This window comes from Echinicola salinicaeni (assembly GCF_014280965.1).
GTDB lineage: Bacteria > Bacteroidota > Bacteroidia > Cytophagales > Cyclobacteriaceae > Echinicola > Echinicola salinicaeni.
In genome coordinates, this window is record NZ_JACODZ010000005.1 from 319,682 (window position 1) to 334,572 (window position 14,891).

The window sequence follows — 14,891 nt, forward strand, 5'->3', positions numbered from 1 at the left end:
TTTTGGGGTTATTTGGCGATACTTTCTTCTGATGTCGGGGCATCCGTTTTCTTAATATCCGTTCCTAATCTCTGCAAATAGGCGATCAGGGCCACAATCTCAGCATCTGGCCTTACTTCTACACCTGCATCTGAAAGTCCGGAAGCGATTCCCTGGGCTTGTTCGTGCAGATCTTTCAAGGCCTGTTCATCAGCATAACCTTCTGGATATGGTACCCCGAGTTGCTGCATGGTTCTGATTTTATCCGGAACATCTAAATGGTCCATGGTATTGGTAATCATCCATGGGTAAGCAGGCATGGTAGAGCCAGGAGACATCGTTCTTGGATCTAACATATGGTGATAATGCCAGCTATCTGGATATTTCTTTCCTACCCTGTGCAAATCAGGACCAGTTCGTTTTGATCCCCAAAGGAATGGCCTGTCGTAAACGAATTCACCAGCTTTGGAATATTCTCCATAACGCTCAGTTTCAGATCTGAAAGGCCGAATCATCTGTGAGTGACATCCCACACAACCATGTGAAATATAGAGGTCCCTACCCTGCAATTCCAGCGGAGTATATGGTTGGACACTACTGATGGTTGGCACATTCGATTTCACCAACAAGGTGGGCACAATTTCTATCACCGCTCCAATAAGAATGGCCACTGTAGCCAAGATGGTAAAGAAGATTGGTTTTCTCTCCCATGCATGGTGCCAGTATTCACCTTTCTTAGGTACAAACTTGCTAAGCGCAGGTGCCTCATCTGGCTCTTCTGCTTGGAAAACGCCGATTTTAGATGTTTTGACAAGGTTATAAACCATCACTATGGCCCCGGCCAAGTAAAGCACACCACCGAATGCCCTCAACATATACATTGGAACAATTTCAAGAACTGTTTCAAGGAAATTAGGATAAGCTAATCTTCCCATCTCATTGAACTCTTTCCACATCAAGCTTTGGGTCAAGGCAGCCACATACATAGGCAAGGCATAGAAAACAATCCCCAAAGTACCCAACCAGAAGTGGGTGTTCGCCAATTTAGTAGAGTACAATTTTGTTTTCCACATCTTAGGCCATAACCAGTAAAGCATACCAAAGGTCAAGAAGCCATTCCAGCCCAAGGCGCCAATATGCACGTGTGCAACGATCCAATCAGTATAGTGCGCGATGGCGTTCACATATTTCAATGATAGCATAGGACCTTCGAAGGTGGCCATACCGTAGGCTGTAACCGCCACAACCATAAACTTAAGTACTGGGTCAACTCTTACTTTGTCCCAAGCACCTCTTAGCGTTAATAGTCCATTGACCATACCGCCCCAAGATGGAGCAATTAACATCACCGAGAAAGCTACCCCGAGAACCTGCGCCCAGTTGGGCAAAGCAGTATACAAAAGATGGTGAGGCCCTGCCCAGATATACAGAAAGATCAAGGACCAGAAGTGAACTATAGAAAGCTTATAAGAATAAACTGGCCTATTAGCTGCTTTGGGAAGGAAGTAATACATCAATCCCAAATAAGGTGTGGTCAAGAAGAAAGCCACTGCATTGTGACCGTACCACCATTGAACCAAGGCGTCTTGAACACCTGCATATGCCGAATAACTTTTGAAAAACGAAACTGGCAAGGCCAAAGAATTAAATATATGTAAAACTGCCACGGTTACAAAAGAGGCCAAATAAAACCAAATGGCTACATACATATGTCTTTCCCTTCGCTTAAGCAATGTACCGATCATATTGGCACCAAAAGCTACCCACACTACAGCAATCCCAATATCAATAGGCCATTCCAATTCGGCATATTCCTTTGAAGTGGTCAAGCCCAATGGTAGGGTAATCGCAGCAGCAAGGATAATTAACTGCCAGCCCCAGAAATTGATCCAGCTAAGTGCATCACTCCACATCCTGGCCTTCAGCAATCGAGGCATGGAATAGTACACTCCGGCGAAAATGGCATTTCCCACAAAGGCAAATATTACCGCATTGGTGTGTAGCGGTCTAATCCTCCCAAATGTGGTATAAGGGTTTCCCATATTGGCTTCGGGAAGAAAAAGCTGGATGGCTGCCAATATCCCAACCAGCATTCCGACTAAGCCCCAAACTATGGTGGCTGCTCCAAAGTACTTTACGATTTTATTATCGTAACTGAACTTTTCTAGTATTACATCTGACATACTTTATTTGGTTTTAGGTGACGGTTTAGGCTTAACCGTTTTTTTGTTTTTATGTGAATCAAATAGAATTCTTACCGAAGGGGTATAGGTATCGTCAAACTGGCCTTTCTTCATGGCCCTGAAAAACAGGAACAAAAAGCTAGAAGCCAAAACCAAACTCACCCCGATCAAAATGAATATTACTTCCATGAATAATTATTTTTACTTCCTTTTCTCATCGCTAGATAATTGATCATCACTGTAGTAAATACCACCACCGAAATACTACTCAGTGGCATCAAAATCGCACAAATAACAGGACTAAGCAGGCCTTGAACAGCCAAACTGATCCCAACAATATTGTACAGAAAGCTGAGCACAAAACTTGCCTTGATCACATTCCTGCTTTCCTTTGCCAACGCTATAAACTGAGGTAACTGGCCAATTACATCGGCATCCATAATAGCATCACTTGCAGGAGAAAAATGAGTGGATTGACTGGTTACTGCAATCCCCACCCTGCTTTCTTGCAAGGCACCTGCATCATTCAATCCATCTCCAACCATCACCGTTTTATTCCCTCTATCGTTCAATGATTTGATGTATTGCAACTTTTCTTTTGGGCTTTGGTTAAAATTCATCTCCACCGCTGCCCCAAATACCTTTTGAAGATTTTCACGATCATGATCCTGATCACCGGACAGTAAGTGAACTTGGCCCATATCTTTCAATTGATCCATGGATCTTTCCACACCCTTCCTCAATCCACTTTGGATATGAAAATATCCCTTTACTTCTCCATCAAAGGAGATGTAAATCCTATTACCAAAATCTTTGGTTCTAATATTGCCAATCCCCAACCACTTGGCCGAACCTATTCGCACTATCTTTCCATTATAAATAGCTTCAATACCCTTTCCAGGAAGCTCCCCTATTCCCTCCACATAAGCAGGCTTGATCTCCCCCAACCATACATTGATCCGACTGCTTAAGGCATGCATGGAATGCTGGACCATGCCTTTGATTACTGATTTATTCTCTTCATCCAAGCAAAATCCGATATAGTTTACTGTTGCTGCAGCTGGATCTGTAAGCGTTCCTGTCTTATCAAAAATATAGGTATCTGCTTTTGCCAGTTGCTCTACCACATGGCTGTTTTTTAAATAAAATTTCCTATTACCAAAAACCCTCAAAGTATTACCTAAGGTAAAAGGGGTGGACATCGCCAATGCACATGGGCAGGCCACAATTAAAACGCTGGTAAAAGTTTTCACCGCCACGGAAACATCCGTTTGAATCCAAAAAGCTAGAGCACCAAAAGCCACCATCAGCACCACCAATGTGAATTTTCCACTAATGGCATTGGCCAATGATTCCAGTTCCTTGGGCTTTCCAAGCTGGAAACTATCTTGGTTCCACAAATCAGTTAAATAACCTTGGGAAGGGGCTTTCTGCACATTTAGGAGCAAGGCTCCTGCCTGCTGCCTACCTCCTGCATAAATTAAAGAACCCTTCTTTACAAAAACAGGCACTTCCTCCCCTGTCACAAAACTATAATCAATTCGGGCTTCCCCTTCCAGTAACAAACTATCCGCTGGAATCAACTCACCATGACGAATCTTCAAGGTATCCCCTACTTTTATTTTAGGAAGCGAAACAACTTCTTCCCCTTTATTCCCCAAGCGGGTTACAGCCAATGGGAAGTAGGACTTATAATCCCTGTCAAAAGCAAGACGGTCATAGGTTTTTTGCTGAAAATATTTCCCGATCAATAGAAAAAACAATAGCCCCCCTATAGAATCGAAATAACCGCTTTCCCCCAGCTCAATTACTTCGTATAGACTATAAACAAACAGAGAAATTATCCCCATGACTATGGGAACATCCATATTAACACGACCAGAACTCAGAGAGTACCATGCAGACCTATAGTAATCTGTTGCTGAATAAAATATAACAGGAAGTGACAAGGCTAAATTGAGCTGGACAAAAAGGCCTCTAAAATTCTCTTCCAATAATGACACTTCACTGAAATACTCAGGCAAACTGAAAAACATCATATTGCCAAAGCAAAATCCAGCTACTGCCAACTTATATATCAGTTTCCTGTCTATCCTTCTTTTTGGCTTTTCTTCCAATGCATCCAGTTGAATACTCGGCTCATAACCTATCTTAGCCAATAGCCTCACCAGCTCTTTCAGACTTAGAGCATTATGTACGAATTTGATGTGTACCTCTTTTTTTACATAATCCACCCGAGATTCAAAAATATTCGAATTAAGTCTGTGAAGGTTTTCCAATAACCACACACAGGAGGCACAATGTATTGCTGGAATATCAAAGGAAATATGAGTTTCCTTTTCGTTTTGAAAATCTATTAATTTTTGGATTACTTCAGGTTCTTCTAAGTAATCAAATCGATTGGCTGATTTATTATTGTTGTCGTTTTTTATGCCAGGCTTTTCACCATACTCATAATAACTGCTAAGGCCATTTTCATTCAACACTTCATAAACCAGCATACAGCCTGGACAACAAAAATCCTTTTCATCATAGCGAAGGGATTCATCCAAACACTGTTCTCCACAGTGGAAGCACAAAGTACGATCCTTTTGTTTAACTTCCTTCATGTTCATTGGTGGTTCTGTATCAATTTAACTATAATGAATCCTATTTTAAAATATTAGTATATAATATTTTATATTTTTAAGCCAGATAAAATGATAAGTTATCATACCAAAATCCACCTTTATAAAAATGAAATAAGACTTTAGCCAAATCAGCTTGATAAGCTTTGGAAGTTACCAGCATGGTGGATTTGTTTTTGGTAGCATAAGACCAGAAGTCACCAATTTTCCTAAAATTGAATTTTATAAAACTGGTTTCACCAGTATAGTTTCTTATGAGTTGAATCAAGGCTTGCTCTTCTTGAAGTTTTGATTTAGGAATAAAACTTGGAGAAATGATGGTGGCTTGACTGCTCTTTATATGCAGTTCGAATTTTTCCAAAAACCCTTGTATGATATCGGCAGAATCAGGAGTTCCATCATAATGAAAGAGGAGTTTATCAAATGACAGATCTTGGTCAAACAATAATAATGGAATAGCGCAGGGTCTTTTCTCGAGGACCTGTGGTTGATCTTGTCCATGCAACCAATCCAAGACTTTTGGCAAATTGGCCATTATCATATAAATGTCTTTCTCTTCTTGATTCAAAACTCCCTCTATCAATCTACGGTCAAAAAAGTCCCCCTGAATCTTTTGGTCATATATAGGAGCCAATATATCAGTAGGTATTTCCAGGTAATTATGAATGTTGCCTTTCATCTGTAATCAATTATAGATTTAAGACAAATTTATACCGCTTCTGGCTGAGGAATTATGACATTTAAAAAGCCAAAACCTGATAAAAATCATATATATAAAAACAAAAGCCCAAACGTCTGTTTGGGCTTTTGTTTTTGATAAATACGGAATGATTTGATCAATTATTATAAAAATCAGATAACCTGGCCAATCCTTTTCTATCTAAAACGATGATCTTTTTGCCTTCAAACTTAATCAGACTGTCCTTCTTAAATTCAGAAAGCAACCTAATTACCGTTTCAGTAGCAGTACCTACCAAACCGGCTATTTCCTCTCTGGTTAATACCAGATCTATTTTTCTGCTCTCACCACCATCTACACCATAAGAGTCAGACAATTTAATCAAGGTAAAAGCTAACCTTTCCCTAATGGTCTTCTGGGTAGCATCAGTTAGCTTCTCTTCCATTAATCCCAGATTTTGACAAACCGCCTTGGTCAACCTTCTGTGGAAATTGTTGTCCTCAGCGATGAGCTTAAGAAAAGTTTCCTTGGGAATAAAACAGATTTTTGCATCTTCAACAATGGTAGCTGAATTCAAATAAGCTTCTTCACCCAACAACGATGTATAACCAAGAAAGTCTCCTTTCTGGACTAATCGGATAATTTGCTCTTTACCATTAGATGCCGTTTTAAACACTTTTACAATGCCTGAGCTTACACAAAAAACCCCCAAAGGTTTAGTGCCCTCATAAAACAGCATTTGGCCTTTTTTATGGGAAATCAAATTTTTGCTGTCCGATAAATTGCATAAATGTTCATCAGATAAACCTGAAAACATGGAAAATTTACGGCTTAAGCATAATTCACATGGTGTATTCTTTATTGTCATGAACCTAAAAATTAATTAACATCACAAAGCTATGTTATAAACCTATTAAAAAAAGATGACTTTTATCATAATAAGTTCCCTTTAATGGAATTTGAAGACTCAGATTCTAAAAATAATTTGAATTCAACGGTTACTTGATCTTTTACTTTTATAGCCCCAAAAAACTTTTTGGGTGCCTCTAGGCCAAAATCAGAGAACAAAAATGTGTGATCCCCTTCCAGTTTCAAAACCCCATTATCCAACCTTTCCAGCTTACAAGCAATTTTAATTTTTTGTTGCACCTTAACCAAGGTAACAATTGCCTCACCACTAATAGCACTATCTTCTCCTTTTACTTTTTCAAGATGAAGAAACTCCATTCCAATATATGGGTGCTGATCAGCCTTAATGGTACTTTGAAAATCCTTGGTCATAATATTATTCGCACAATCAAAACTTCTTGCTGGAACTCTTATCTTTCCGCTCCAGCTGACCTGACCTTCATTTGAATATCTTTCATAAATTTTATCATCTCCGAAATAATTTTCTGACATGCAATAGTAGCTATTGACATTGGTAGTTCCTGCAATACCCAATTCACTTTCCTCAAGGATATTCCACATAATTGTTTTTCGTTCCTTAGGCATAGTAGCCAACATTAGAATACCAATAAATGAAATCAACTTAAACATATCACCTTGATTTATATTTGACCTATTGAATTTAAAGCAAAAGAAGAGTACCGGTTTGCCCGATACCCTTCCAAATTTTATGTGATCATAAATGATTAGAAGCTTATCGCTGCTTCAATATTCAGTCCATCGAATTTCGCTCCGTCGTATTTAGAACCTGCTGCAAATCCGTCATATTTCTGATTAACATACTCAATTTTGGCTACAATATTTTTGGTCATGAACCATCCACCACCAATATTGAATCTTTCAATGGAGGTTGTCGGATCATCCGCATTTGCTTCACCTTTCACCTTATTATATCTGCCTCCTAAATATAACTGCTCACGAGAACCAAATCTATAAAGTAATTCGCCCGCAAGTTGAGTATACTGGCCATCACCTTCGTCCTCGCTGTTCATCGCTGATTCGAAAATCCCGAAAAACTCCAGACCTTTGAATTTTACAAACGGATTTATTTGAAAGGCAGTAAGCTGTCTAAATCTTGGATTGAAACGACCCTCAAAGTCCGATCCACCATCTTCAATTGTATGCAACACGCTGTAGTATCTGGAACCCGCACGGTCACCTCCATATAGTGAAGTTCCAGTTGACAATCCTTGGTTGTTATACCAAGAACCTGTCAATCTAACTCTCAAATCCTCGGCAACATAATTGTCATAACCTACTTTACCATAAAACGAAAGTTTATTGTCAGAGTTGTCATTGACTACTACTGATTGATTAAGCTTACCATTAGATATGGCGAGCATAGCCAAGAATCCGCTGTTTTGAAGAGTCACTTCTGCAAAGGCCTCAGTAGTAAAGGAGTCCATGATATAATTCCCAACAAATGGATTGAAAATAGCTCGGGCATTATCTGTTCTTCTAAAGTGTGCATCACCATAGTTGATCTCATCCATACCCACTTTGATAGTAGTATATTTCATCAATCCCTCAAGAAATCCGTCAGAAACAAAATCTAGTTTATCCAATTGCAAATAACCTCCTTTTACCCAGGCCTCTGAGTGGTGTCTTGCAGAAAGATAGGTTCTCAAATGCATTCTAACACCATCCTCCAACTGAACATCAAGGTTCAGGTTGGCTGTAGGAAGATTCAGATTGGACCCTAGGTCCACCAAGTTGTCAAGATTATTTTCTTGATTGATTCCCTGAAACTGTAAGGCGAAGTCCCCGCCTACTTTCACTCTCAGTCCCTCATAAGTAGAAACTGAATCTTTACTAGTCTCAAAAACATTGAGCCCATAGCTATTATCAGCTCTATAATATTGTAAGGATTTTTGCGCCTGTACCAAAGAGGTACCTGAAAATAAAACCGCAAAGAATAGGATAGCATAATTAATGCCTTTTGTCATAGTATTCATGGCTTTTGCTTTGTTATGTGTTTGTTGATTTATCAGTTTGGTTGAAATTGGGCTTTAAATGATAACTTCAACTCATTACCTGTTTTAATAGTATTAAACATGGCTGTTGGAGGATCTATATTATATTCTGAGAAGGTGATATCCTGACTTCCCTCAAAAATTATATCTCCATTGCTCACCCTATATTTAACTTCCATTATTACATCTTTGGAATTACCGGCAATGATCAATTTACCTTTGCCCTTAATCATACCTGCCCCGATTTCATCTATACTGATCAATTCATACAGAATGTTGGGATTCTTTTTCTTATCTAAACTCTCATAAGCATTTTTGTCCATACTGGACTTACCGCTCTTCAAGCTTTCGACTGGTAATGTGATTTTCAATGAAGAAATAGATGCTATTTCTGAACCATTGACTGTAGCGCTCATACTTCCTTTCACCCCTTCCTTGGCCACCATTTCCCAATCATGAATGGTAGAAGTTCCTTCAACCATAAATTCCTGAGGACCGGACAAACCATAACTTCCCTGAGCCCTGAGCTGAAATCCTAGCATCATTAATAATGCTGATAGGATAATTAATTTCACTGTCTTCATAATTCAAAATGTTATGCTGTTGAAAACTTGTTTTGCTTAATTGATATAACAAATGTACTGTCCACGAAATGGCGAAAACATGAGAAAAAGAAACTAAAAACAAGACTTTTGTCATGTTTTCACTACAAAAATTTAACTAAAAATAATATAATTAAAAATACATTTAGTTTATTTTATAATAAAATACGCCGTTTTTTATTATTAAAAATATTGTTTAAAATCATAAAAAAACATTTACTTACAGAATCATCAATCTAAAACACCATATCATTCACTTCATAAATCAATGCATTTTTATTTTGAATTAGTACTTATTGTTTTTTCCAAATTGGATCTTAACAAATAATGACAATAAAAAAGGCTGTAACCTTAAATCAGGTTACAGCCTTTCCAATCAAAATTAATCCTAAAAATTACTGTTTATAATACTTTAAAGCCTCTGGCATTTGTTTGTTCAGCTCATCAATCCTTCTATCAGGACCTGGGTGAGTGGACAAAAACTCTGGCGGTGCTGCCCCCGAAGATTTTGCTTCCATTCTTTTCCAAAATTCAGGTGCCTCTCTTGGATCATAACCTGCCATTGCCATAAAAATCAATCCCAATTGATCTGACTCTAATTCTTGGTCACGGGAAAATTTAAGCATACCAACCTGGCTCCCCATACCCACTGCTTGCATAAAAATCGCCTCAGTCAAAGTTGGGTCTTGCCCCATAGCCACTTGCAAACCTCCCAATAATCCATTTGCCACCAATCCCTGGGACATTCTTTCTCTAGCATGGCTAGCAATAGCATGCGCTACCTCATGGCCCATAACCACGGCAATACCTGTTTCATCTTGGCAAACGGGTATTATTCCCGTATAAAAGGCCACTTTCCCCCCTGGCATACACCAAGCATTTACCTGGTCATCTTGAATAAGATTGAACTCCCATTCGAATCCTTCGACAATATCTCCGTAACCATTATCATTAAGATAGGTCTCTACAGCCGCTGCTATGCGCTTCCCTACCCTTTGCACCTTTTCTCCATCACTTGTACCAGTAAGTAATTTACTTTCGGTTTTTACTTCATTGTATTGCTGGAAGGCCATAGGTAAGACTTCTTCATTACTTACCAAGCTCAATTGTTTCCTCCCACTTAAAGGCACTGTAGCACAACCATACAGCACTAGGCCCGATAAAAGCAAAATTGATATTCTTTTCAACATATTCATTTAAAATTGTTCAATTAAAATTTCCCAAAAAAGATGCCAATTAACGGTTAAATGAATAGTTCACTTTCTATTAACCATTAAAATTTCTGCAATTTAATTGATCAATCTAAGTTAATAACCACCAAGACTAAACAAATATCATTTATCCTAGTTATAATTTTATAATGACAATATTCTTTTAACCAAAATCAACAAGAAAATGAAAAAGCGCATACCGCTACATCTTTTTAATTGGCTAATGATGCTAAGCATAATCGGATTTTTTTCTTGTGTGGATGATACCAGTCCCACAGAAGCCTTAGAACTGACAGGCCAAAAAATGACCTATCCGCTAGTAGAAATCGGTAATTCCGGAGTAAGTGGCTCCGCAATTTTTGAAGAGGGGGAAGATGGTTACACAAAGGTGACCTTAATCTTAAACGGAACACCGGAAAATGGCGTACACCCTTCCCATATACACTTTAATTCGGCATCTGAAGGTGGTGATATAGCCATTTCACTAAATCCAGTAGATGGGGGTTCGGGCGTTAGTACCTCTCTCGTAAATAAGCGTGACGATGGCACTTCAGTCAGCTATAATTCTTTAATCAATTTTGATGGCTATATCAATGTTCACCTAAGTCATGGAGATTTGGGAACCATAGTAGCCCAAGGTGACATGGGAGGAAATGCTTTAGCTGGGGATTCCAAAACTTATAATCTTCTGGAAAAAGCTGTTCCTGGAATATCCGGAACCATTACGTTCCAAAAGAGGGTAAATGGGTCTACTTTAGCAACCATCGATTTGGAAGGAACTCCGGACGGAGGTAGCCACCCGGCACACATTCACTCCAACTCAGCTGCTGAAGGTGGTCCTATAGCCATTTCATTTAACCCGGTCGATGGTAGTACAGGAATGAGTACCACCATTATTGAAACAAATGATGAGGGAACCCCTATATCCTATGAAGACATCTTAAGTATGGATGGCTATGTAAATGTTCATCTTTCCTCAAATGATCTTGGAACCATTGTATCCCAAGCAGATATAGGTGTCAATGAACTCACCGACCAGTTTAAAATTTATAGTTTAGGTGAAAAAGCTGTTCCCGGAATTAGTGGTACTGTTACTTTTAAAAAGAGAATTAGCGGTTATACTCTGGCCACCATTCAGATAGATGGCACGCCAGAGGGAGGTAGCCATCCTGCACACATTCACTATAATACAGCAGCGGAAGGTGGTGGCATCGCTGTGAGCTTCAATCCCGTAGATGGAAATACTGGAATGAGTATGACCACCATTAGACAAACAGACGACGGTAATGCGCTAATGTACGATGACATCCTAAGTTTCGATGGATATGTAAATGTACACCTCAGTGCAGAGCAATTAGGTACAATTGTATCGCAGGGAGATATAGGACAAAATGAATTGACTGGAAATGAAAAAATATACAGCCTTGGAGAAAAAATGGTTCCCGGGATCAGTGGATCCATCAAGTTTCAGGAAAGGGTAAATGGACTTTCATTGGCAACGATAAGTTTAGATGGCACACCTGAAAGGGGAAGTCACCCTGCACATATTCATGCCAATACTGCTGCTGAAGGCGGTGGAATTGTCATATCATTCAATCCTGTCGACGGCACTACGGGCATGAGTATGACCACCATCAGGCAAACCGATGCAGGAAACCCTATGCCGTATGCTGATATTCTCAATGTTGATGGATATGTCAATGTACACCTAAGCGCTAGCCAATTAGGAACCATCGTTGCACAGGGAGATATTGGACAAAACGAATTAACTGGAAATGAAAAAATATATAGCCTTGGAGAAAAAATGGTTCCCGGGATCAGTGGATCCATCAAGTTTCAAGAAAGGGTAAATGGACTTTCATTGGCAACGATAAGTTTAGATGGCACACCTGATGGGGGAAGTCACCCCGCACATATACATGCCAATACAGCCGCTGAAGGTGGTGGAATTGTCGTATCATTCAATCCTGTTGATGGTACCACAGGAATGAGCATGACCACCATTAGACAAACTGATGCAGGAGACCCTATGCCGTATGCTGATATTCTCGATGTTGATGGATATGTTAATGTACACCTAAGTGGTAGCCAATTAGGAACCATCGTTGCACATGGAGACATCGGTCAGAATGAGCTTACAGGAAATACTATGGTTTATGCTTTAAATGAAAAAGATGTACCAGGAATCAGTGGCACTATTACCTTTGCTGAAAGAGTCAATGGATTTGCCCTAGCAACCATCGCAATGAAAGGAACACCAGAAGGAGGTAGTCACCCTGCTCACATCCATGCTAATTCTGCCAGTGAAGGAGGGCCAATCATCTTCTCCTTTAATGCGGTTGATGGAACTACTGGAATGAGTATGACAAATGTGGAAATGTTAGAGTCGGGAGATGCTTTGAATTACGCAGGATTAATGAATATTGACGGATATGTAAACGTTCACTTAAGTTCCGACCAATTGGGCACCATAGTCGGACAGGGAAATATAGGAATTAATAATTAATTTAGTTTACAATAACTCATATAGGAAAAGGCTTCCAGATATCTGGAAGCTTTTTTAATTTCTATATCCACAATTTTACCAGTAAAGATTAAAAACAAATTAAGACGATCGCTTTGATTAAAGTATCTGCCGCTTCAGACTTCAGTCTCCCAACCACCTGAGCAAAGTATTTATGATTACTGGCATCATAGCGGATAATCAGATTTTATTTTTTGTTTCTGACATAAATCAAACGATGCCTACCTCTCCCACTTTCCCTTTGGTCAATCTCAAATTTATCGATAGAGCTAATCATAGGTGTGAGTTTTTGAAAGCCATAGTTTCTTGAATCAAAATTCGGTTGCTTTTTCTGTAGCAAGTTCCCAACATCCCCCATAAAGGCCCATCCATCGTCATCTTCTGAGCAATCTGAAATAGTATTTGAAATCAAACGAATAACCTTTGAGGTTATTTTTTCCACTTCTGGAATTTGTTTTGCTACAGTAATTTTATCCTCTTTTTCCTGCTGCTTCAGAATTTCCAAATAAATGAATTTGTCACAAGCCGCAATAAAAGGTGTCGGAGTCTTCTTTTCTCCAATCCCAAAAACCTTCATATTGGCTTCTCTCAATCTAGTAGCCAGTTTAGTAAAATCACTATCACTGGAAACTAGACAAAACCCGTTTACCTTTTCTGTATACAAAATATCCATAGCATCAATGATCATCGCTGAATCAGTAGCATTTTTGCCCGAAGTATAACTGTATTGTTGCATGGGCGTGATAGCATGTTCCAATAACACAGCTTTCCATTTGCCTAACTGCGGTTGGGTCCAATCCCCATATATTCTTTTTATAGTAGGGTTACCATACTTGGCTAATTCCTCCATCATCTCCTTGATATAAAAAGAAGGTATATTATCCGCATCAATCAATACGGCCAAATTAAGCTCATTTTCCATTTCTAAAATATTTTTCTTGTTCTCAACTAATGTTGATCTCTAAAAATCAAATCCTACAATATTCAATAAACAACAATTATTCTGCCATGTCGAACTTGTAGAAAGTTTTGCGAATCATAGATAAAGTAAGTTAACCATAATTCCTTGACAACCTCCTCAAGTAACTACTTATTAATAAAGGAATTTCATAAAACACAACTCATCTATTAAAAAAAACACACATTTTGATTTCAATTGACTGTAATTTTATTCTTGAATATTTCACCGTTTTAGGGTGTTGGTAAGAAGATACTTTATTACTTTAGTAACCATTACTATGCCCAAAACCCAAGCAACATACCAGTTAACAAGGTTCGCTCCTACCCCTAGTGGATATCTTCATTTAGGCAATATTTTATCATTTTTGATAACCTCTTCCCTTGCAAAAAAACATCACAGCAAAATACTATTACGTATAGATGACCTTGACCAAAGCCGAGTAAGACAAGCTTATATTGAAGACATTTTCATCACACTAGACTTCTTGGAAATACCTTGGGACCTAGGGCCAAAAAACCAAAAAGAGTTTAGTCAAGAATTTTCCCAAATTCATCGTCTGGAAAGCTATAAAAAAGCCTTGGAGTCATTAAAAGAAAAACAATTACTTTTTGCCTGTGAATGCTCTAGAAAACAAATTGCAAATATCAGCACCAATGCCCAATACCCGGGAACATGCCTTAATAGAAAAATAGATCTCAAAGAGGAGAATACTAACTGGCGTTTGATCACCAACGGACATTCAATACAGTTTAAATCATTGGAATCAGGAGTTTACAATTCCTTCTTGCCTGATAATATGCAGCATTTTGTGGTCAGGAAAAAGACAAGCTTGCCGGCCTATCAGCTGGCTTCTGTCATTGATGACATCAATTTTGGAGTTGACCTGATTGTTCGTGGCCAAGACTTATTGGATTCCAGTCTGGCTCAGTCCTATCTATCAAGCTTATTGCCCTCCAATAGCTTCTCTGATATCACTTTTAAGCATCATCAATTGATCATGCATTCCAAAAACAAAAAGCTTTCCAAATCCAAAGGTGCGACTTCCATTCAAGGCCTAAGAAAAATGGGAAAAAGCAAAGCTGACATCTATCTCTTGTTAGGTGATTTTATGGGATTCAAAGAACCCATTTTATGTTTGGAAGATTTTGAAAAAGCCTATATAGAAAAAGCCGGGTAAATTCCCGGCCTTTTCTTCTCTGCATCT

12 protein-coding genes are annotated in these 14,891 nt (G+C 38.8%); 2 read left to right on the plus strand and 10 right to left on the minus strand.

Annotated features, from left to right (window positions below):
• Positions 1-8 precede the first annotated feature (8 nt).
• From ccoN to H7U17_RS11400, 9 genes are all read right to left on the minus strand, one after another.
• Complete coding sequence (ccoN, locus tag H7U17_RS11360) at positions 9-2,162, minus strand: cytochrome-c oxidase, cbb3-type subunit I (protein ID WP_186756841.1); 2,154 nt, start codon at positions 2,160-2,162, stop codon at positions 9-11.
• Between the two features lie 3 nt (positions 2,163-2,165).
• Entirely contained in the window at positions 2,166-2,351 is a 186-nt protein-coding gene (ccoS, locus tag H7U17_RS11365; protein ID WP_186756842.1) for a cbb3-type cytochrome oxidase assembly protein CcoS, read from the minus strand.
• On the minus strand, positions 2,342-4,771 hold the full coding sequence (locus H7U17_RS11370; protein WP_186756843.1) for a heavy metal translocating P-type ATPase: 2,430 nt from the start codon (positions 4,769-4,771) through the stop codon (positions 2,342-2,344). The genes ccoS and H7U17_RS11370 overlap by 10 nt, the downstream gene beginning before the upstream one ends.
• A 76-nt stretch (positions 4,772-4,847) precedes the next feature.
• The gene (locus H7U17_RS11375; RefSeq protein ID WP_186756844.1) at positions 4,848-5,468 is read right to left on the minus strand and encodes a hypothetical protein; all 621 of its coding nucleotides are present in this window, start codon (positions 5,466-5,468) and stop codon (positions 4,848-4,850) included.
• A 157-nt stretch (positions 5,469-5,625) separates the two neighbouring features.
• Positions 5,626-6,336, minus strand: a complete 711-nt coding sequence (locus H7U17_RS11380) for a Crp/Fnr family transcriptional regulator (RefSeq protein ID WP_186756845.1) — start codon at positions 6,334-6,336, stop codon at positions 5,626-5,628.
• Positions 6,337-6,401: 65 nt separating this feature from the next.
• Positions 6,402-7,007, minus strand: a complete 606-nt coding sequence (locus H7U17_RS11385; RefSeq protein WP_186756846.1) for a YceI family protein — start codon at positions 7,005-7,007, stop codon at positions 6,402-6,404.
• Between the two features lie 95 nt (positions 7,008-7,102).
• On the minus strand, positions 7,103-8,371 hold the full coding sequence (locus tag H7U17_RS11390) for a hypothetical protein (protein WP_222439192.1): 1,269 nt from the start codon (positions 8,369-8,371) through the stop codon (positions 7,103-7,105).
• A gap of 32 nt (positions 8,372-8,403) precedes the next feature.
• Positions 8,404-8,973 (minus strand): YceI family protein, encoded by a 570-nt coding sequence (locus H7U17_RS11395; RefSeq protein WP_186756847.1) that lies wholly within the window; start codon positions 8,971-8,973, stop codon positions 8,404-8,406.
• Between the two features lie 413 nt (positions 8,974-9,386).
• Entirely contained in the window at positions 9,387-10,181 is a 795-nt protein-coding gene (locus tag H7U17_RS11400; RefSeq protein WP_186756848.1) for a M48 family metallopeptidase, read from the minus strand.
• Between the two features lie 205 nt (positions 10,182-10,386).
• Here H7U17_RS11400 and H7U17_RS11405 point away from each other — a divergent pair, with 205 nt between their 5' ends.
• Positions 10,387-12,708 carry a CHRD domain-containing protein gene (locus tag H7U17_RS11405; RefSeq protein ID WP_186756849.1) on the plus strand — a complete coding sequence of 774 codons (2,322 nt, stop codon included), beginning with the start codon at positions 10,387-10,389 and terminating at the stop codon, positions 12,706-12,708.
• Positions 12,709-12,913: 205 nt separating this feature from the next.
• Here H7U17_RS11405 and H7U17_RS11410 read toward each other — a convergent pair whose 3' ends face one another.
• Entirely contained in the window at positions 12,914-13,648 is a 735-nt protein-coding gene (locus H7U17_RS11410) for an NYN domain-containing protein (RefSeq protein WP_186756850.1), read from the minus strand.
• Positions 13,649-13,964: 316 nt separating this feature from the next.
• Here H7U17_RS11410 and H7U17_RS11415 point away from each other — a divergent pair, with 316 nt between their 5' ends.
• Positions 13,965-14,864, plus strand: coding sequence for a glutamate--tRNA ligase family protein (locus H7U17_RS11415; RefSeq protein WP_186756851.1), 900 nt, complete (start codon positions 13,965-13,967; stop codon positions 14,862-14,864).
• The last annotated feature ends 27 nt before the right edge of the window (positions 14,865-14,891 follow it).